General features: G+C 45.2%; 29 protein-coding genes. All 29 read right to left on the bottom strand.

The genetic code is table 11. From position 1 onward, the window contains the following. Positions 1-332 precede the first annotated feature (332 nt). The 29 genes from rplQ to tuf all read right to left on the bottom strand — a co-directional run bounded on the left by rplQ (position 333) and on the right by tuf (position 15,615). Positions 333-713: a 50S ribosomal protein L17 gene (gene rplQ, locus L3V33_RS19220; RefSeq protein WP_004729812.1), complete on the bottom strand. Its 381-nt coding sequence runs from the start codon at positions 711-713 to the stop codon at positions 333-335. Positions 714-737: 24 nt separating this feature from the next. Beyond that, entirely contained in the window at positions 738-1,730 is a 993-nt protein-coding gene (gene rpoA, locus L3V33_RS19215; RefSeq protein WP_004729813.1) for a DNA-directed RNA polymerase subunit alpha, read from the bottom strand. Between the two features lie 22 nt (positions 1,731-1,752). After that, positions 1,753-2,373, bottom strand: coding sequence for a 30S ribosomal protein S4 (gene rpsD, locus L3V33_RS19210; RefSeq protein WP_004729814.1), 621 nt, complete (start codon positions 2,371-2,373; stop codon positions 1,753-1,755). Positions 2,374-2,404: 31 nt separating this feature from the next. Next, the gene (rpsK, locus tag L3V33_RS19205) at positions 2,405-2,794 is read right to left on the bottom strand and encodes a 30S ribosomal protein S11 (RefSeq protein WP_004738778.1); all 390 of its coding nucleotides are present in this window, start codon (positions 2,792-2,794) and stop codon (positions 2,405-2,407) included. Between the two features lie 19 nt (positions 2,795-2,813). Next, positions 2,814-3,170 carry a 30S ribosomal protein S13 gene (gene rpsM / locus L3V33_RS19200; RefSeq protein WP_004738779.1) on the bottom strand — a complete coding sequence of 119 codons (357 nt, stop codon included), beginning with the start codon at positions 3,168-3,170 and terminating at the stop codon, positions 2,814-2,816. A gap of 149 nt (positions 3,171-3,319) precedes the next feature. Next, complete coding sequence (gene rpmJ / locus L3V33_RS19195; protein WP_000868186.1) at positions 3,320-3,433, bottom strand: 50S ribosomal protein L36; 114 nt, start codon at positions 3,431-3,433, stop codon at positions 3,320-3,322. Between the two features lie 41 nt (positions 3,434-3,474). After that, positions 3,475-4,809 (bottom strand): preprotein translocase subunit SecY, encoded by a 1,335-nt coding sequence (gene secY / locus L3V33_RS19190; protein WP_004736759.1) that lies wholly within the window; start codon positions 4,807-4,809, stop codon positions 3,475-3,477. Positions 4,810-4,829: 20 nt separating this feature from the next. Further along, entirely contained in the window at positions 4,830-5,264 is a 435-nt protein-coding gene (gene rplO, locus L3V33_RS19185) for a 50S ribosomal protein L15 (RefSeq protein WP_004736758.1), read from the bottom strand. A gap of 5 nt (positions 5,265-5,269) precedes the next feature. Then, positions 5,270-5,446, bottom strand: coding sequence for a 50S ribosomal protein L30 (rpmD, locus tag L3V33_RS19180; protein WP_004736756.1), 177 nt, complete (start codon positions 5,444-5,446; stop codon positions 5,270-5,272). Positions 5,447-5,453: 7 nt separating this feature from the next. Further along, on the bottom strand, positions 5,454-5,954 hold the full coding sequence (gene rpsE, locus L3V33_RS19175) for a 30S ribosomal protein S5 (protein WP_004736754.1): 501 nt from the start codon (positions 5,952-5,954) through the stop codon (positions 5,454-5,456). 14 nt (positions 5,955-5,968) lie between these two features. Beyond that, entirely contained in the window at positions 5,969-6,322 is a 354-nt protein-coding gene (gene rplR / locus L3V33_RS19170) for a 50S ribosomal protein L18 (protein WP_004736752.1), read from the bottom strand. A gap of 9 nt (positions 6,323-6,331) precedes the next feature. After that, positions 6,332-6,865: a 50S ribosomal protein L6 gene (rplF, locus tag L3V33_RS19165; RefSeq protein ID WP_004736750.1), complete on the bottom strand. Its 534-nt coding sequence runs from the start codon at positions 6,863-6,865 to the stop codon at positions 6,332-6,334. A 10-nt stretch (positions 6,866-6,875) separates the two neighbouring features. Further along, the gene (gene rpsH / locus L3V33_RS19160; protein WP_004736749.1) at positions 6,876-7,268 is read right to left on the bottom strand and encodes a 30S ribosomal protein S8; all 393 of its coding nucleotides are present in this window, start codon (positions 7,266-7,268) and stop codon (positions 6,876-6,878) included. A gap of 29 nt (positions 7,269-7,297) precedes the next feature. After that, positions 7,298-7,603 carry a 30S ribosomal protein S14 gene (rpsN, locus tag L3V33_RS19155; protein WP_004736747.1) on the bottom strand — a complete coding sequence of 102 codons (306 nt, stop codon included), beginning with the start codon at positions 7,601-7,603 and terminating at the stop codon, positions 7,298-7,300. Between the two features lie 16 nt (positions 7,604-7,619). After that, positions 7,620-8,159: a 50S ribosomal protein L5 gene (gene rplE, locus L3V33_RS19150; RefSeq protein WP_004736744.1), complete on the bottom strand. Its 540-nt coding sequence runs from the start codon at positions 8,157-8,159 to the stop codon at positions 7,620-7,622. A gap of 24 nt (positions 8,160-8,183) precedes the next feature. After that, positions 8,184-8,501 (bottom strand): 50S ribosomal protein L24, encoded by a 318-nt coding sequence (rplX, locus tag L3V33_RS19145; protein WP_004736742.1) that lies wholly within the window; start codon positions 8,499-8,501, stop codon positions 8,184-8,186. Positions 8,502-8,512: 11 nt separating this feature from the next. Next, a complete protein-coding gene (rplN, locus tag L3V33_RS19140) occupies positions 8,513-8,884 on the bottom strand; it encodes a 50S ribosomal protein L14 (protein WP_004736740.1) in 372 nt (123 codons plus the stop codon). 162 nt (positions 8,885-9,046) lie between these two features. Then, positions 9,047-9,301: a 30S ribosomal protein S17 gene (rpsQ, locus tag L3V33_RS19135; RefSeq protein WP_004736739.1), complete on the bottom strand. Its 255-nt coding sequence runs from the start codon at positions 9,299-9,301 to the stop codon at positions 9,047-9,049. Further along, positions 9,301-9,492, bottom strand: coding sequence for a 50S ribosomal protein L29 (gene rpmC / locus L3V33_RS19130; protein WP_004736737.1), 192 nt, complete (start codon positions 9,490-9,492; stop codon positions 9,301-9,303). The genes rpsQ and rpmC overlap by 1 nt, the downstream gene beginning before the upstream one ends. Next, a complete protein-coding gene (gene rplP / locus L3V33_RS19125) occupies positions 9,492-9,902 on the bottom strand; it encodes a 50S ribosomal protein L16 (RefSeq protein WP_004736736.1) in 411 nt (136 codons plus the stop codon). Before rplP ends, rpmC begins: the two co-directional genes overlap by 1 nt. Before the next feature lie 11 nt (positions 9,903-9,913). Beyond that, positions 9,914-10,612: a 30S ribosomal protein S3 gene (gene rpsC / locus L3V33_RS19120; protein ID WP_004736734.1), complete on the bottom strand. Its 699-nt coding sequence runs from the start codon at positions 10,610-10,612 to the stop codon at positions 9,914-9,916. Positions 10,613-10,630: 18 nt separating this feature from the next. Further along, on the bottom strand, positions 10,631-10,963 hold the full coding sequence (rplV, locus tag L3V33_RS19115; RefSeq protein ID WP_004736732.1) for a 50S ribosomal protein L22: 333 nt from the start codon (positions 10,961-10,963) through the stop codon (positions 10,631-10,633). A 10-nt stretch (positions 10,964-10,973) separates the two neighbouring features. Beyond that, positions 10,974-11,252, bottom strand: a complete 279-nt coding sequence (gene rpsS, locus L3V33_RS19110; protein WP_004736729.1) for a 30S ribosomal protein S19 — start codon at positions 11,250-11,252, stop codon at positions 10,974-10,976. A 19-nt stretch (positions 11,253-11,271) separates the two neighbouring features. After that, on the bottom strand, positions 11,272-12,096 hold the full coding sequence (rplB, locus tag L3V33_RS19105; RefSeq protein ID WP_017076297.1) for a 50S ribosomal protein L2: 825 nt from the start codon (positions 12,094-12,096) through the stop codon (positions 11,272-11,274). 14 nt (positions 12,097-12,110) lie between these two features. Continuing rightward, a complete protein-coding gene (gene rplW, locus L3V33_RS19100; RefSeq protein WP_004736765.1) occupies positions 12,111-12,413 on the bottom strand; it encodes a 50S ribosomal protein L23 in 303 nt (100 codons plus the stop codon). Next, positions 12,410-13,012 carry a 50S ribosomal protein L4 gene (rplD, locus tag L3V33_RS19095; RefSeq protein WP_004736764.1) on the bottom strand — a complete coding sequence of 201 codons (603 nt, stop codon included), beginning with the start codon at positions 13,010-13,012 and terminating at the stop codon, positions 12,410-12,412. Before rplD ends, rplW begins: the two co-directional genes overlap by 4 nt. Before the next feature lie 16 nt (positions 13,013-13,028). Next, on the bottom strand, positions 13,029-13,658 hold the full coding sequence (gene rplC / locus L3V33_RS19090) for a 50S ribosomal protein L3 (RefSeq protein WP_004736763.1): 630 nt from the start codon (positions 13,656-13,658) through the stop codon (positions 13,029-13,031). A gap of 14 nt (positions 13,659-13,672) precedes the next feature. Beyond that, entirely contained in the window at positions 13,673-13,984 is a 312-nt protein-coding gene (gene rpsJ, locus L3V33_RS19085) for a 30S ribosomal protein S10 (RefSeq protein WP_004736761.1), read from the bottom strand. A 446-nt stretch (positions 13,985-14,430) separates the two neighbouring features. Continuing rightward, positions 14,431-15,615: an elongation factor Tu gene (tuf, locus tag L3V33_RS19080; protein WP_012604914.1), complete on the bottom strand. Its 1,185-nt coding sequence runs from the start codon at positions 15,613-15,615 to the stop codon at positions 14,431-14,433. Positions 15,616-15,676: the final 61 nt, after the last annotated feature.

The following is a 15,676-nucleotide window of genomic DNA, read 5'->3' as shown; positions in this document are numbered from 1 at the left end:
TCAGAAGAATCGAGAGATCGCTGAACAGCTTCTCGTTTAAATTCGTCTGTATATTGTCTTTGTGATTTTACTTTCATGACACTCAATGCTCTGTATTAAGTGTCTACTTTTATGGGGTCACATCAGATACGAGATACGAGATACGAGATACGAGATACGAGATACGAGATACGAGATACGAGATACGAGATACGAGATACGAGATATTTTTAAAAAATAGAGCTGAGCAGGCAAGCAAAAATGCCAAACATCGTGGTGCAATTTTTCAATTCGATAGAAACAAAAAAAGCCGAGCTAATGCTCGGCTTTTTGTATTAAGAATCTAGTATAGATTACTCAGCAGCTTCTTCAGCAGCTGGGCGGTCTACAAGCTCAATGTAAGCCATTGGAGCTTTATCACCAGTACGGAAACCACATTTAAGAATGCGAGTGTAACCACCTTGGCGAGCCGCGAAACGCGGGCCTAGTTCATTAAATAGTTTTGCCACAACTTCGTTATCACGAGTGCGAGCAAATGCAAGACGACGGTTAGCAACACTGTCTGTCTTAGCTAGGGTAATCAATGGCTCAATTACGCGACGTAGTTCTTTTGCTTTAGGCACGGTAGTTTTAATAACTTCGTGACGAACAAGAGAGCTAGCCATGTTGCTGAACATCGCTTTGCGATGACTGCTGTTGCGGTTGAGTTGACGACCACTTTTACGATGGCGCATGACCTAATCCTTCTAACTTTTCGATTAATCTTCAGCGATTGACGCTGGTGGCCAGTTTTCTAGGCGCATGCCTAGAGAAAGACCACGTGAAGCAAGCACATCTTTAATCTCTGTAAGAGATTTCTTACCAAGGTTTGGCGTTTTAAGTAGCTCAACCTCAGTGCGCTGTACAAGATCACCGATGTAGTGAATCGCTTCTGCTTTCAAACAGTTAGCAGAGCGAACTGTTAGTTCAAGATCGTCTACAGGACGTAGTAGGATAGGATCGAATTCTGGCTTCTCTTCCTTCTCCTCAGGTACACGTACATCACGAAGATCTACGAACGCATCCAGTTGTTCAGCTAAAATAGTAGCTGCACGACGGATTGCTTCCTCAGGTTCTAGAGTACCGTTCGTTTCCATATCGATAACAAGCTTGTCTAAATCAGTACGTTGTTCTACACGTGCCGCTTCTACAGCATAGGCGATTTTATCAACCGGGCTGTAAGTAGCGTCAACTAATAGACGACCGATAGGACGCTCATCTTCTTCAGTATGGATACGAGCTGAAGCTGGAACGTAACCACGACCACGTTCTACTTTGATACGCATAGCGATCTCAGCATTGTCATCCGTTAGGTGACAAATTACGTGCTCAGGGTTAGCGATCTCTACATCACCATCGTGGGTGATGTCACCTGCAACAACAGGGCCTGAGCCTGATTTGTTCAGTGTAATAAACACTTCATCTTTGCCTTCAGCAACGCGTACAGCTAAACCTTTAAGGTTTAGAAGGATTTCCAGGATATCTTCCTGAACGCCTTCTTTAGTGCTGTATTCGTGTAGCACACCTTCAATTTCAACTTCTGTTACGGCACAACCCGGCATAGAAGATAGAAGAATGCGGCGAAGAGCATTACCTAGAGTGTGGCCGAAACCGCGCTCTAATGGCTCAAGAGTTACTTTCGCGTGTGTCGTATTGATCTGTTCAATGTCAACAAGACGCGGCTTAAGAAATTCTGTTACAGAACCCTGCATTGTGTCCTCTCTTTTTTTAACCTTACTTAGAGTAAAGTTCGACGATCAAGTGTTCATTGATGTCAGCTGATAGGTCAGAACGCTCAGGCATACGCTTGAATGTACCTTCCATTTTGCTAGCATCTACTTCAATCCAAGTTGGCTTTTCACGTTGTTCAGCAACTTCTAGAGCCGCTTTAATACGAGATTGCTGTTTAGCTTTCTCGCGGATAGAAACAACGTCGTTAGCCGCTACTTTGAAAGAAGGAACGTTTACAACTTTACCGTTAACTAGAACAGACTTGTGGCTAACTAGTTGACGAGATTCAGCACGAGTAGCGCCAAAACCCATACGGTAAACTACGTTATCAAGACGACCTTCAAGAAGCTGAAGCAGGTTTGCACCTGTGTTGCCTTTAAGACGTGCAGCTTCTTTGTAGTAGTTGCGGAATTGTTTTTCTAGAACGCCGTAGATACGACGAACTTTTTGCTTCTCACGAAGCTGAACGCCATACTCAGATAGACGACCGCGACGAGCGCCGTGTACACCTGGTGCGTTATCAATTTTACACTTGGTATCGATCGCACGGACACCAGACTTAAGGAATAAGTCAGTACCTTCGCGACGGCTAAGCTTCAGCTTAGGACCCAAATATCTTGCCATGATCTTTCTCCAATATTCCTAGAAACGAAACTTAAACGCGACGTTTCTTAGGTGGACGACAACCGTTATGAGGGATTGGTGTCGCATCAACAATGTTAGTGATACGGAAACCAGCAGCGTTCAGTGCACGAACAGTAGATTCGCGACCTGGACCTGGACCCTTAACCATAACTTCCAAGTTCTTTAGGCCATATTCTTTAGCCATTTCACCACAACGCTCAGCTGCAACTTGTGCTGCGAACGGAGTAGATTTACGAGAACCACGGAAACCTGAACCACCTGCTGTAGCCCATGCAAGAGCGTTGCCTTGGCGGTCAGTGATAGTTACGATTGTGTTGTTGAAAGAAGCATGAATGTGCGCTACGCCATCAGCTACTTGCTTGCGTACGCGCTTACGCGCGCGAGTTGGTTGTTTTGCCATTGTACTCTACCTTATCCGACTATTTCTTGATCGGCTTGCGCGGACCCTTACGGGTGCGAGCGTTGGTTTTAGTACGCTGTCCACGTAGTGGTAGACTGCGACGATGACGAAGACCGCGGTAACAGCCAAGGTCCATAAGACGCTTGATGTTCATCGATACTTCACGACGTAGATCACCTTCTACAGTGTATTTAGCTACACCATCACGCAGTTGATCGATCTGCTCTTCAGTTAGTTCACTGATCTTAGCATCTTCAGCAATACCCACTTCAGCTAGAATAGCTTGAGAGCGAGTTTTACCAATACCGTAGATTGCAGTAAGTGCAATTACAGAATGCTTATGATCAGGAATGTTAATGCCGGCTATACGGGCCATTATTCACTCCTAAGGGGGTTCATAAAAGAATTATCCGCAGCAAAGCCCGTTATGGATACGCTGCGGCATACTACTTCTTTTGCACGCAAAAGGTAGGCCGAGGAATATACTCGACTCTACCTAGTATTTCAAGTAAAAATTTCTGCTGATTAGCCTTGGCGTTGCTTATGCTTTGGCTCACTGCAAATCACGCGAACGACACCGTTACGCTTGATAACTTTACAGTTACGGCAGATTTTTTTAACGGAAGCACGAACTTTCATTGCTAAACTCCGTAAATGGAATCGAAATAATTACTACCGAATTAACGGCCGTAACCTTTCAGATTCGCTTTCTTTAACACAGAATCATACTGTTGTGACATCAGATGAGTCTGTACCTGTGCCATGAAATCCATGATAACAACCACTACGATTAGTAGGGAAGTGCCGCCAAAGTAGAAACGAACGTTCCACGCGACCATCATGAACTCAGGAATCAGACATATAAAAGTAATGTATAGAGCGCCCGCAAGGGTTAGTCTAGTCATCACTTTATCGATATATTTCGCTGTCTGCTCACCTGGGCGGATACCGGGTACGAATGCACCAGACTTCTTCAAGTTATCAGCTGTTTCACGTGGGTTAAACACCAACGCTGTATAGAAGAAACAGAAGAAGATTATAGCTGCTGCATAAAGCATTACATACAACGGTTGACCTGGGCTAAGAGCTAATGACACGTCAGTTAACCAACCGAACGCGCTGCTTTCACCATTTTGACCAAACCACTGCGCTAATGTTCCTGGGAACAAAATAATACTTGATGCAAAAATCGCTGGTATAACACCTGCCATATTAATCTTAAGTGGCAAATGAGAACTTTGTGCTGCAAACACTTTACGACCTTGTTGACGCTTCGCATAGTTAACGACGATACGACGTTGACCACGCTCCATGAAAACCACGAAGTAAATTACAGCAAAAGACAATACCGCGATAAACAACAGAAGAAGCACATGCAATTCACCTTGACGCGCTTGCTCGATTGTTTGACCGATTGCAGAAGGCAATCCAGCAACAATACCTGCAAAAATCAGAATGGAAATACCATTACCGATTCCTCGCTCAGTGATTTGTTCACCTAACCACATCAAAAACATGGTACCAGTTACTAAACTCACGGTAGCAATAAGCGTAAACATGGTTTGGTTGATAACAACCAGATTGTCGACCATGTTTGGTAAGCCTGTTGCGATACCAATAGCTTGGAATGTTGCAAGTACAAGCGTGCCGTAGCGTGTATATTGGCTTATCTTACGACGGCCTGCTTCACCCTCTTTCTTGAGTTCCGCTAACGCTGGATGAACTACAGTTAGCAATTGGACTACGATCGATGCCGAAATGTACGGCATGATACCCAATGCTAATATAGATGCACGCTCAAGAGCACCACCGGAGAACATGTTAAACATTTCTACGATGGTACCTTTTTGCTGATCGAACAAATCGGCAAGTACAGCTGCGTCAATACCAGGGATCGGCACAAAAGAGCCGGCTCGGAATACTAAAAGTGCACCAATTACGAATAATAAGCGCGACTTTAGTTCACTTAAGCCGCTTTGAGCACTACGAAAATCTTTTCCTGGTTTCTTAGCCATCTGTACCTCGTTCCTCGAGATTATTCCTCGATTTTACCGCCTGCAGCTTCGATTGCAGCTTTAGCGCCTTTAGTCACGCGTAGACCTTTAACAGTCACAGCTTTGCTTAGGTCACCAGAAAGAACGATCTTAACAAACTCGATGTTCTTAGTGATAACGTTAGCAGCTTTAAGGCTGTTAAGATCAACTACGTCACCTGTTACTTTCGCTAGCTCAGCTAGACGAACTTCAGCAGACACTAGGCTCTTACGAGAAGTGAAACCGAATTTAGGTAGACGTTGTTTTAGAGGCATTTGACCGCCTTCAAAACCTGGACGAACAGAGCCGCCAGAACGTGACTTTTGACCTTTGTGACCGCGGCCACCTGTTTTACCAAGGCCAGAACCGATACCACGACCTACACGCTTCTTAGAAGGTTTAGAGCCAGCAGCCGGTGATAGAGTATTCAAACGCATTCTGATTACTCCTCAATCTTAACCATGTAGTAAACCTTGTTGATCATACCGCGTACGCACGGTGTATCTTCAAGTTCTACTGTATGGTTGATGCGACGAAGACCTAGACCTTTAAGACACGCTTTGTGCTTAGGTAGGCGACCAATTGAGCTTTTAGTTTGAGTTACTTTAATAGTTGCCATCGTGTTCTTACTCCGAAATAGATTCAACAGTTAGACCACGTTTAGCAGCAACCATTTCTGGTGACTTAACGTCTACTAGAGCACCAATCGTTGCGCGAACAACGTTGATTGGGTTCGTTGAACCGTATGCTTTAGAAAGTACGTTATGTACGCCTGCAACTTCAAGTACGGCACGCATTGCACCACCGGCAATAACACCTGTACCTTCAGCAGCTGGCTGCATGTAAACTTTAGAGCCCGAATGACGACCTTTCACCGGGTGGTGAAGAGTGCCTTCGTTAAGCGCAACAGTAACCATGTTACGACGCGCTTTTTCCATTGCTTTTTGAATCGCAGCAGGTACTTCACGAGCTTTGCCGTAACCGAAACCTACACGACCATTACCGTCACCAACTACTGTTAGTGCAGTGAAGCTCATGATTCGACCACCTTTAACCGTCTTAGATACACGGTTAACAGCGATCAGCTTTTCTTGCAAATCATTAGCTTGTTGTTGTTCTTTAGCCATCTTCCAACCCTACCTTAGAATTTCAGACCAGCTTCGCGAGCAGAATCTGCTAGCGCCGCTACTCGACCGTGGTATTGGAAACCAGAACGATCAAATGCAACTGTAGCTACGCCTTTTTCAAGAGCGCGCTCAGCAACAGCTTTACCAACTGCTTTAGCTGCATCAACGTTACTAGTGTTCTTAACTTGCTCACGGATCGCTTTTTCTACAGTAGAAGCAGCTGCGATAACCTCAGAGCCGTTTGCCGAGATAACTTGAGCGTAAACATGGCGAGGAGTACGGTGTACTACCAAGCGAGTTGCGCCAAGTTCTGCAATCTTACGACGTGCACGTGTAGCACGACGGATGCGAGATGCTTTCTTATCCATAGTGATACCTTACTTCTTCTTAGCTTCTTTAGTACGCACATTTTCATCTGCGTAACGAACACCTTTACCTTTATAAGGTTCAGGAGCACGGTAAGAACGAATGTCAGCCGCAACTTGACCTACTACTTGCTTATCGCAACCAGTAATAATGATCTCAGTTTGGCTAGGGCACTCAGCTTTAATACCTTCAGGTAGAGCGTGCTCTACTGGGTGAGAAAAGCCTAGTGTTAGACCTACAGAGTTGCCTTTGATAGCAGCACGGTAACCAACACCTTTAAGAGTTAACTTCTTAACGAAGCCCTGAGTAACACCCACAACCATGTTATTAACTAGAGCGCGAGCTGTACCAGCCTGTGCCCATGCGTTAGTAACACCTTCTTTCGGACCGAAAGTTAGGTTGTTTTCTTCCTGTGCAATAACTACGGCGCTGTTAAGAACGCGAGTAAGCTCACCTTTGCTACCTTTTACAGTAACTTCTTGGCCGTTTAGTTTCACCTCTACGCCAGCTGGAATAGCGACAGGTGCTTTAGCAACACGAGACATAATCTACTCCTTAAGCTACGTAACAGATGATTTCACCGCCAAGACCTGCTTTGCGAGCAGCACGGTCAGACATCAGACCCTTGGAAGTAGAAACAACTGCAATACCAAGACCACCCATCACTGTAGGTAAAGAGTCTTTATTTTTATAAACTCTTAGACCAGGACGTGATACACGCTTGATTTGCTCGATTACAGGTTTAGCTTGGAAGTACTTAAGAGTAACTTCTAGCTCAGGTTTTACTTCGCTGTCAACAGCGAAGTCTACGATGTAACCTTCAGCTTTAAGTAATGCAGCAATTGCAACTTTAAGCTTTGAAGAAGGCATTTTTACAGCAACTTTATTTGCTGCCTGACCGTTACGAACTCGGGTCAGCATATCCGAAATCGGATCTTGCATGCTCATAAGATTTACTCCAAATGATTAAGTGGCAATTACCAGCTAGCCTTACGAAGACCCGGAATCTCGCCTTTCATGCAAGCTTCACGAACCTTAATGCGGCTTAGACCGAATTTACGTAGGTAACCGTGTGGACGACCAGTTTGGTTGCAACGGTTGCGCTGACGTGATGCACTTGAATCACGTGGAAGAGATTGCAGTTTAAGAACCGCATTCCAACGATCTTCTTCAGATGCGTTTACATCGCTAATGATAACTTTTAGCGCAGAACGCTTTTCAGCGAACTTAACTACTAGTTTTGCACGTTTAGCTTCACGTGCTTTCATTGATTGTTTAGCCATAACAGTAACCCTACCCTTACTTACGGAATGGGAAGTTAAAGGCAGCCAGCAGAGCTCGGCCTTCCTCATCGGATCCCGCAGATGTCGTGATAGTAATATCAAGACCGCGGACACGATCGACTTTATCGTAGTCGATTTCCGGAAAGATGATTTGCTCGCGAACGCCCATGCTGTAGTTACCGCGTCCGTCAAAAGACTTAGCGCTAACACCACGGAAATCACGTACACGTGGAAGTGCGATAGAGATTAAACGCTCTAAAAATTCCCACATGCGCTCACCACGCAAGGTTACTTTACAACCAATTGGGTAGCCTTCACGAATTTTGAAACCAGCTACAGATTTACGCGCTTTCGTGATAAGTGGCTTTTGACCAGAGATCGTTGCCATATCAGATGCTGCGTTTTCTAGCAGTTTCTTATCGTTGATTGCTTCACCAACGCCCATGTTTAGGGTGATTTTCTCAATCCTAGGGACTTGCATGACGCTTGTGTAGCTGAACTCTTTGGTAAGCTCAGCGACTACAGACGACTTGTAGTAATCATGCAGTTTCGCCATAGTAGAACTCCAAATTACTTCTAATTAGTTAGAAACAGTTTCGCCGTTAGATTTGAAGAAACGAACTTTCTTGCCATCTTCGATACGGAAACCGATACGGTCTGCTTTACCAGTAGCCGCGTTAAAGACTGCAACGTTAGAAGCATCAATAGCTGCTTCTTGTTCAACGATGCCACCTTGTTGACCTAGAGCCGGAACCGGCTTTTGGTGTTTTTTAACAAGATTGATGCCTTCAACAACAACTTTACCAGTTGTCAGAACCTTAGTTACTTTACCTTTCTTGCCTTTATCTTTACCAGCAAGAATGATTACTTCGTCGTTACGACGGATTTTAGCTGCCATGTTGCCGCTCCTTACAGAACTTCAGGTGCAAGTGATACAATCTTCATGAATTTCGCGTTACGAAGTTCACGAGTCACAGGACCAAAGATACGTGTGCCGACTGGTTGCTCAGTAGTGTCATTTAACAATACACAAGCATTACTGTCGAAGCGAATGACAGAACCGTCTGGGCGACGAACGCCTTTACGGGTGCGCACTACTACCGCCTTCAGAACATCACCTTTCTTTACTTTACCGCGAGGAATCGCTTCCTTCACTGTAACCTTGATGACGTCACCGATATGTGCATAACGGCGGTGAGAGCCACCCAGAACCTTAATACACATTACCTTGCGCGCGCCAGAGTTATCTGCTGCGTCAAGTGTACTTTGCATCTGGATCATTGTTAGTGCTCCGCTAAATATTAAAACTAGACCCTCTCGGGTCGGGCTGCCTCTTTAAAAGGGACGCGAATTGTACCACCCTTTTTTTAAATTGGGTAGACAAAAAACAAGCGGCTCCAAAAAATAATTTGGAGCCGCTTATAAGTTATAGAATTACAAAGATTAAATCTTCGCTTTTTCTAGAACTTTAACCAATGTCCAAGACTTAGTCTTAGACAGAGGACGACACTCAGCGATTTCAACTTTGTCGCCTAGGCCACAAGTGTTGTCTTCGTCGTGTGCGTGTACTTTAGTCGTGCGTTTGATGAACTTACCGTAAATTGGGTGTTTTACAGTACGCTCAATAGCAACAACGATAGACTTGTCCATCTTGTCACTTACTACACGGCCTTGCTGGATGCGGTTAGTTTCGCTCATTATGCGCCTGCCTTTTCAGTCAAAACAGTTTTCACACGTGCGATGTCACGGCGTACAGCTTTTAGAGTATGAGTTTGCTGAAGTTGACCAGTTGCAGCTTGCATGCGCAAGTTGAACTGTTCACGTAGCAAATTCAATAGCTCAGCGTTAAGCTCTTCAACGTTCTTTTCGCGTAGATCTTGTGCTTTCATCACATCACCTGCTTAGTTACAAAAGTAGTTTTAACAGGCAGTTTACGCGCCGCTAGGCGGAACGCTTCACGTGCCAACTCTTCAGGTACGCCATTCATCTCGTACATAACTTTGCCTGGTTGGATTTGAGCAACCCAGTACGCAACTGAACCTTTACCTTTACCTTGACGAACTTCAAGAGGCTTTTCAGTAATTGGTTTGTCTGGGAAAACACGGATCCAGATTTGACCTTGACGCTTAATGTGACGTGTCATAGCACGACGTGCCGCTTCGATTTGACGTGCAGTCAGACGACCACGGCCAACAGCTTTAAGACCGAATTCGCCGAAGCTTACTTCAGTACCTTTAGCTAGACCACGGTTACGACCAGTCATAACCTTGCGGAACTTAGTACGTTTTGGTTGTAGCATCGTTCGACTCCTTACTTACGGCCTTTACGCTGCTTCTTAGGCTTATCGCCTTTTGGCTCTACTGCGTTAGCAGCTGGCATACCGCCTAGAATCTCACCTTTGAAGATCCAAACTTTAATGCCGATCACACCGTATTGAGTGTGAGCCGAAGAAGTTGCGTAATCAATGTCTGCACGTAGAGTGTGTAGAGGCACACGGCCTTCACGGTACCACTCTGAACGTGCGATTTCAGCACCGCCAAGACGGCCGCCTACTTGTACTTTGATGCCTTTAGCGCCTAGACGCATAGCATTTTGTACCGCACGCTTCATTGCACGACGGAACATAACACGACGCTCTAGTTGAGACGCGATGCTATCAGCTACAAGCTGACCATCTAGCTCAGGCTTACGTACTTCAGCGATGTTAATTTGCGCTGGTACACCTGCGATTTTAGCTACAGCTGCGCGTAGCTTCTCTACGTCTTCACCTTTCTTACCGATAACAACGCCAGGACGAGCTGTGTGAATAGTCACACGGATGCTCTTCGCTGGACGCTCGATAACGATACGAGATAATGATGCTTTTTGTAGTTCCTTGGTAAGGAACTGACGTACCTTGAAGTCGCCGTCTAGGTTGTCAGCGAATTCGTTGGTATTAGCAAACCATGTAGCATTCCAAGGCTTGACGATGCCAAGACGAATACCATTAGGATGTACTTTCTGACCCATTGCTTACTCTCCTAGTCTTTAGCGATCTGCTACAACAATAGTGATGTGGCTTGAACGCTTCAAGATACGATCCGCACGGCCTTTAGCACGAGGCATAATACGCTTCATGATAGGGCCCTCATCTACGAAGATTTTAGCGACATTTAGATCGTCGATATCTGCACCTTCGTTATGTTCCGCGTTAGCGATAGCTGACTCAAGAACTTTCTTAACTAAAACAGCAGCTTTTTTGTTGCTGAAAGTTAGAATTTCTAGAGCCTGGTCTACCGACTTACCGCGAATTTGGTCTGCAACTAAGCGAGCTTTCTGTGGAGAAATACGAGCAAAGTTATGTTTAGCTAAAGCTTCCATCATCTACTCCTTATTTCTTCTTAGCTTTCTTATCTGCAGCATGACCGCGATAAGTACGAGTTGGTGCAAATTCGCCTAGTTTGTGACCGATCATTTCTTCGGTAACGAAAACAGGGACGTGCTGACGACCATTATGGACAGCGATGGTCAAACCAATCATTGTTGGGATGATCATTGAGCGACGGGACCAAGTCTTAATAGGCTTTTTGTCTCCGCTTTCCACCGCTTTCTCTACCTTCTTCAGCAAGTGTAGGTCAATAAAAGGACCTTTCTTGAGAGAACGTGGCATGGCGATTCCTCTTTATAAATTATTTAGTGCGACGACGTACGATGTACTTGTCAGTGCGCTTATTCTTACGAGTCTTGAAGCCCTTAGTAGGAACGCCCCAAGGAGATACTGGGTGACGACCACCAGATGTGCGGCCTTCACCACCACCATGTGGGTGATCCACCGGGTTCATTACTACACCACGTACGGTTGGACGTACGCCGCGCCAGCGTGAAGCACCAGCTTTACCAAGTTCACGTAGCATATGCTCAGAGTTACCAACTTCACCGATCGTTGCACGACCTTCAGAAAGTACTTTGCGCATTTCACCAGAACGTAGACGGATAGTTACGTATGCACCATCGCGAGCGATGATTTGAGCATAAGCACCAGCCGAACGAGCTAGTTGTGCACCTTTACCAGGCTTAAGTTCAACACAGTGTACAGTAGAACCTACTGGGATGTTGCGCATCGGCAGAGTGTTACCTGCTTTGATTGCAGCATCTACGCCAGATTGAATCTGGTCGCCTGCGTTAACACCTTTAGGTGCAATGATGTAACGACGCTCACCGTCTGCGTACAGAACTAGAGCGATGTTAGCACTACGGTTTGGATCGTATTCTAGACGCTCAACTTTCGCTGGGATGCCATCTTTAGTACGTTTGAAGTCAATCAGACGATAATGGTGTTTATGACCACCACCGATGTGACGTACTGTAATACGACCGTTGTTGTTACGACCACCGTTCTTAGAGTTTTTCTCTAAAAGTGGTGCGTATGGCTTACCCTTGTGCAGGTCAGCGTTAACAACTTTAACGACGTGACGACGACCAGGGGAAGTCGGCTTACATTTAACAATAGCCATTTTTACTACTCCTGTTATTCCGCGCCGCCAACGAAGTCAAGATCTTGACCTTCTTTCAAAGTAACGTAGGCTTTCTTAACGTCTGAACGACGGCCTTCACGCATACCTTGACGTTTGGTCTTACCCTTTAATACAAGAGTATTTACAGACTTAACTTCAACTTCAAATAGCTTTTCTACAGCTGCTTTGATCTCTTTCTTAGTTGCATCTTTAGCTACTTTGAAAACGATAGTGTTCGCTTTCTCAGCTGCCATAGTTGCTTTTTCAGAGATGTGCGGAGCACGTAGAACTTTTAAGATACGCTCTTCAGTGATCATGCTAGCATCTCCTCAACTTGCTTAACTGCGTCAGCAGTCATCAGAACCTTGTCGAAAGCGATTAGTGATACTGGATCAACACCAGCAACATCACGTGCATCTACTTTGTATAGGTTACGAGCAGCTAAGAATAGATTTTCATCTACTTCGCCAGTCACAATCAGAACGTCGTTTAGCTCAAGCTCTTTAAGCTTAGCTACAAGTTCTTTTGTTTTTGGTGCTTCTACAGAGAAGTTATCAACAACGATTAGACGCTCTTGACGAATCAACTCAGACAGAATGCTCTTCATAGCACCGCGGTACATTTTTTTGTTTACTTTTTGGCTGTGATCTTGTGGTTTCGCAGCAAAAGTAACACCACCTGTACGCCAGATTGGGCTACGAATTGTACCAGCACGTGCACGGCCAGTACCTTTTTGGCGCCATGGCTTAGCACCGCCGCCTGATACTTCAGAACGAGTCTTTTGAGCACGAGTACCTTGACGAGCACCTGCTGCATATGCAACAACTACTTGGTGTACTAGAGCTTCGTTAAAGTCACGTCCGAAAGTAGTCTCGGAAACAGTTAGTGCATCAGCACCTTTAACCATCAATTCCATTACTTACTCCTAGACGTTATGCTTTAACAGCAGGTTTTACGATCACGTTACCGCCTGTTGAGCCTGGTACTGCACCTTTAATAAGGAGTAGATTGCGCTCAGCGTCAACACGTACGATCTCTAGGTTTTGAGTCGTTACACGCTCAGCTCCCATGTGACCTGCCATTTTCTTGCCTTTAAACACGCGGCCTGGAGTTTGACATTGGCCAATTGAACCCGGTGCGCGGTGAGACAAAGAGTTACCGTGAGTCATATCTTGAGTAGAGAAATTCCAACGCTTGATAGCGCCTTGGAAGCCTTTACCTTTAGATGTACCAGTAACGTCTACTTTTTTAATTTCGTTGAAAAGTTCTACGTTTAGCTCAGCGCCAACTTCAAACTCTTCGCCGTTTTCTAAACGGAATTCCCAAAGACCGCGACCTGCTTCTACACCCGCTTTCGCGAAGTGACCAGCTTCAGGTTTAGTTACACGGTTAGCTTTCTTAGCACCAGTAGTTACTTGGATTGCTGCGTAGCCGTCTGTCTCAAGAGTTTTAACTTGAGAAATACGGTTCGCTTCAACCTCAACAACAGTTACTGGGATAGAAACGCCTTCTTCAGTAAATACGCGGGTCATACCCACTTTACGTCCGACTAGACCAATCATTATTCTTATCTCCCTTAACCTAGGCTGATTTGAACATCAACGCCAGCTGCAAGATCAAGACGCATTAGAGCATCAACAGTTTTATCTGTTGGCTCAACGATGTCGATCAAACGCTTGTGAGTACGAATTTCGTACTGGTCACGTGCATCTTTGTTGACGTGTGGAGAGGTAAGAACAGTGAAACGCTCTTTACGAGTAGGAAGTGGAATAGGACCACGAACCTGTGCGCCAGTACGTTTTGCTGTTTCAACGATTTCCGCAGTTGAAGCATCGATTAGCTTGTAATCAAACGCTTTAAGGCGGATACGAATACGTTGGTTCTGCATGAGACAGAGCTCCAATTATTAAAAATTACACAAACAATATCGCCACTCAAGCTCGAAAGAACGAGAGAATGCCGATTGATTTATGTGAAACCGTAGCATCCAAAATCAGGACGCATTGTCAGTTAACTTTTGAAGTAAACACGAAGTTTACTATTTTTATTAACCGCGAACATAAGCTGAGTATACATTACTAGGTAAGACCTACTCCTCAGTGCTCATTGGTTCACAAACCGGCGTTAGCCAGTGCGATGCATTATACAGATCACGTTTTAGTATGCAAGTAGTGTTGGGAAAATAATCGGAATATATTGAAAAAGGAACTTGGGGAGGTATGGAGTATTGCGCGGGAAAGGAATGTTTCTCTATAAATAACAAAAGGGAAGCCGAAGCTTCCCTTTTCAGATGCGTGCTCTTCTAATGAAGAGTGTGCAAAAATCTAAATGCTATTAAGCGAAGATTTTAGCTACAACACCAGCACCAACTGTACGGCCACCTTCGCGGATTGCGAAACGTAGACCTTCGTCCATTGCGATTGGAGCGATTAGCTCAACAGTCATTTGAACGTTGTCACCTGGCATTACCATTTCTACGCCTTCTGGTAGAGTGATATCGCCTGTTACGTCAGTTGTACGGAAGTAGAACTGTGGACGGTAACCCTTGAAGAAAGGAGTGTGACGGCCGCCTTCGTCTTTAGAAAGTACGTATACTTCAGACTCAAACTTAGTGTGTGGGTTGATTGAACCTTTAGCAGAAAGTACTTGGCCACGTTCAACGTCATCACGCTTAGTACCACGTAGAAGTGCACCAACGTTCTCACCTGCACGACCTTCGTCAAGCAGCTTACGGAACATTTCAACACCAGTACAAGTAGTAAGAGTAGTTTCTTTGATACCAACGATTTCTACTTCGTCACCTACACGTAGGATACCGCGCTCGATACGACCAGTAACTACAGTACCACGACCTTGGATTGAGAATACATCTTCAATAGGAAGTAGGAACGGTAGGTCAACAGCACGCTCTGGAAGTGGAATGTAAGAATCTAGTGCTTCTGCAAGCTCAACAATCTTGTCTTCCCACTGCTTTTCGCCGTTTAGAGCGCCAAGTGCAGAACCTTGAATTACTGGAAGGTCGTCTCCTGGGTACTCGTACTCAGAAAGAAGTTCACGTACTTCCATTTCTACTAGCTCAAGTAGCTCTTCGTCATCAACCATGTCACATTTGTTCATGAATACGATGATGTAAGGGATACCAACTTGACGACCAAGTAGGATGTGCTCACGTGTTTGTGGCATAGGGCCATCTGTAGCAGCAACAACTAGGATACCGCCGTCCATTTGAGCAGCACCAGTGATCATGTTTTTAACATAATCGGCGTGTCCAGGACAGTCTACGTGTGCGTAGTGACGTTCAGGAGTATCGTACTCAACGTGAGAAGTTGCGATTGTGATACCGCGCTCGCGCTCTTCTGGAGCGTTATCGATAGATGCGAAATCTTTAGCAACACCGCCGTACACTTTTGCAAGTGTAGTACAGATAGCAGCAGTTAGAGTTGTTTTACCGTGGTCAACGTGGCCGATAGTACCAACGTTTACGTGCGGTTTCGTACGTTCAAATTTTTCTTTAGACACAATCGTGTTCCTTCCTAGTTATGATTCGCCACGTTCATTATTGAGCGAGACGCGCCAGAAA

The organism is Vibrio sp. A2-1, assembly GCF_021728355.1.
GTDB lineage: Bacteria > Pseudomonadota > Gammaproteobacteria > Enterobacterales > Vibrionaceae > Vibrio > Vibrio splendidus_K.
Note: the sequence above shows the minus strand (reverse complement) of the source record. Positions and strands in the feature narration are given on the sequence as shown.

Excerpts from the sequence above, each read along its gene's own strand:
- rplB (WP_017076297.1), bottom strand. The coding sequence starts at position 12,096 with ATGGCTATTGTTAAATGTAAGCCGACTTCCCCTGGTCGTCGTCACGTC.
- rplO (WP_004736758.1), bottom strand. The coding sequence starts at position 5,264 with ATGCGTTTGAATACTCTATCACCGGCTGCTGGCTCTAAACCTTCTAAG.
- rplR (WP_004736752.1), bottom strand. The coding sequence starts at position 6,322 with ATGGATAAGAAAGCATCTCGCATCCGTCGTGCTACACGTGCACGTCGT.
- rpsE (WP_004736754.1), bottom strand. The coding sequence starts at position 5,954 with ATGGCTAAAGAACAACAACAAGCTAATGATTTGCAAGAAAAGCTGATC.
- rpsH (WP_004736749.1), bottom strand. The coding sequence starts at position 7,268 with ATGAGCATGCAAGATCCGATTTCGGATATGCTGACCCGAGTTCGTAAC.
- rpsN (WP_004736747.1), bottom strand. The coding sequence starts at position 7,603 with ATGGCTAAACAATCAATGAAAGCACGTGAAGCTAAACGTGCAAAACTA.
- rplX (WP_004736742.1), bottom strand. The coding sequence starts at position 8,501 with ATGGCAGCTAAAATCCGTCGTAACGACGAAGTAATCATTCTTGCTGGT.
- rplC (WP_004736763.1), bottom strand. The coding sequence starts at position 13,658 with ATGATTGGTCTAGTCGGACGTAAAGTGGGTATGACCCGCGTATTTACT.
- rpsQ (WP_004736739.1), bottom strand. The coding sequence starts at position 9,301 with ATGAGCGAAACTAACCGCATCCAGCAAGGCCGTGTAGTAAGTGACAAG.
- rpsM (WP_004738779.1), bottom strand. The coding sequence starts at position 3,170 with ATGGCCCGTATAGCCGGCATTAACATTCCTGATCATAAGCATTCTGTA.
- rpsC (WP_004736734.1), bottom strand. The coding sequence starts at position 10,612 with ATGGGTCAGAAAGTACATCCTAATGGTATTCGTCTTGGCATCGTCAAG.
- rpmJ (WP_000868186.1), bottom strand. The coding sequence starts at position 3,433 with ATGAAAGTTCGTGCTTCCGTTAAAAAAATCTGCCGTAACTGTAAAGTT.
- rpoA (WP_004729813.1), bottom strand. The coding sequence starts at position 1,730 with ATGCAGGGTTCTGTAACAGAATTTCTTAAGCCGCGTCTTGTTGACATT.
- rplV (WP_004736732.1), bottom strand. The coding sequence starts at position 10,963 with ATGGAAGCTTTAGCTAAACATAACTTTGCTCGTATTTCTCCACAGAAA.
- rplQ (WP_004729812.1), bottom strand. The coding sequence starts at position 713 with ATGCGCCATCGTAAAAGTGGTCGTCAACTCAACCGCAACAGCAGTCAT.
- rpsK (WP_004738778.1), bottom strand. The coding sequence starts at position 2,794 with ATGGCAAAACAACCAACTCGCGCGCGTAAGCGCGTACGCAAGCAAGTA.
- rpsD (WP_004729814.1), bottom strand. The coding sequence starts at position 2,373 with ATGGCAAGATATTTGGGTCCTAAGCTGAAGCTTAGCCGTCGCGAAGGT.
- rplF (WP_004736750.1), bottom strand. The coding sequence starts at position 6,865 with ATGTCTCGTGTTGCTAAAGCACCTGTCGCTATTCCAGCTGGCGTAGAG.
- rplP (WP_004736736.1), bottom strand. The coding sequence starts at position 9,902 with ATGCTACAACCAAAACGTACTAAGTTCCGCAAGGTTATGACTGGTCGT.
- rpsJ (WP_004736761.1), bottom strand. The coding sequence starts at position 13,984 with ATGCAGAACCAACGTATTCGTATCCGCCTTAAAGCGTTTGATTACAAG.
- rpmC (WP_004736737.1), bottom strand. The coding sequence starts at position 9,492 with ATGAAAGCACAAGATCTACGCGAAAAGAACGTTGAAGAGCTTAACGCT.
- rpsS (WP_004736729.1), bottom strand. The coding sequence starts at position 11,252 with ATGCCACGTTCTCTCAAGAAAGGTCCTTTTATTGACCTACACTTGCTG.
- rplD (WP_004736764.1), bottom strand. The coding sequence starts at position 13,012 with ATGGAATTGATGGTTAAAGGTGCTGATGCACTAACTGTTTCCGAGACT.
- rplE (WP_004736744.1), bottom strand. The coding sequence starts at position 8,159 with ATGGCGAAACTGCATGATTACTACAAGTCGTCTGTAGTCGCTGAGCTT.
- rplW (WP_004736765.1), bottom strand. The coding sequence starts at position 12,413 with ATGATCACTGAAGAGCGTATCTTAAAAGTTCTACGTGCTCCGCACATC.
- rpmD (WP_004736756.1), bottom strand. The coding sequence starts at position 5,446 with ATGGCAACTATTAAAGTAACTCAAACTAAAAGCTCAATTGGTCGCCTA.
- secY (WP_004736759.1), bottom strand. The coding sequence starts at position 4,809 with ATGGCTAAGAAACCAGGAAAAGATTTTCGTAGTGCTCAAAGCGGCTTA.
- rplN (WP_004736740.1), bottom strand. The coding sequence starts at position 8,884 with ATGATCCAGATGCAAAGTACACTTGACGCAGCAGATAACTCTGGCGCG.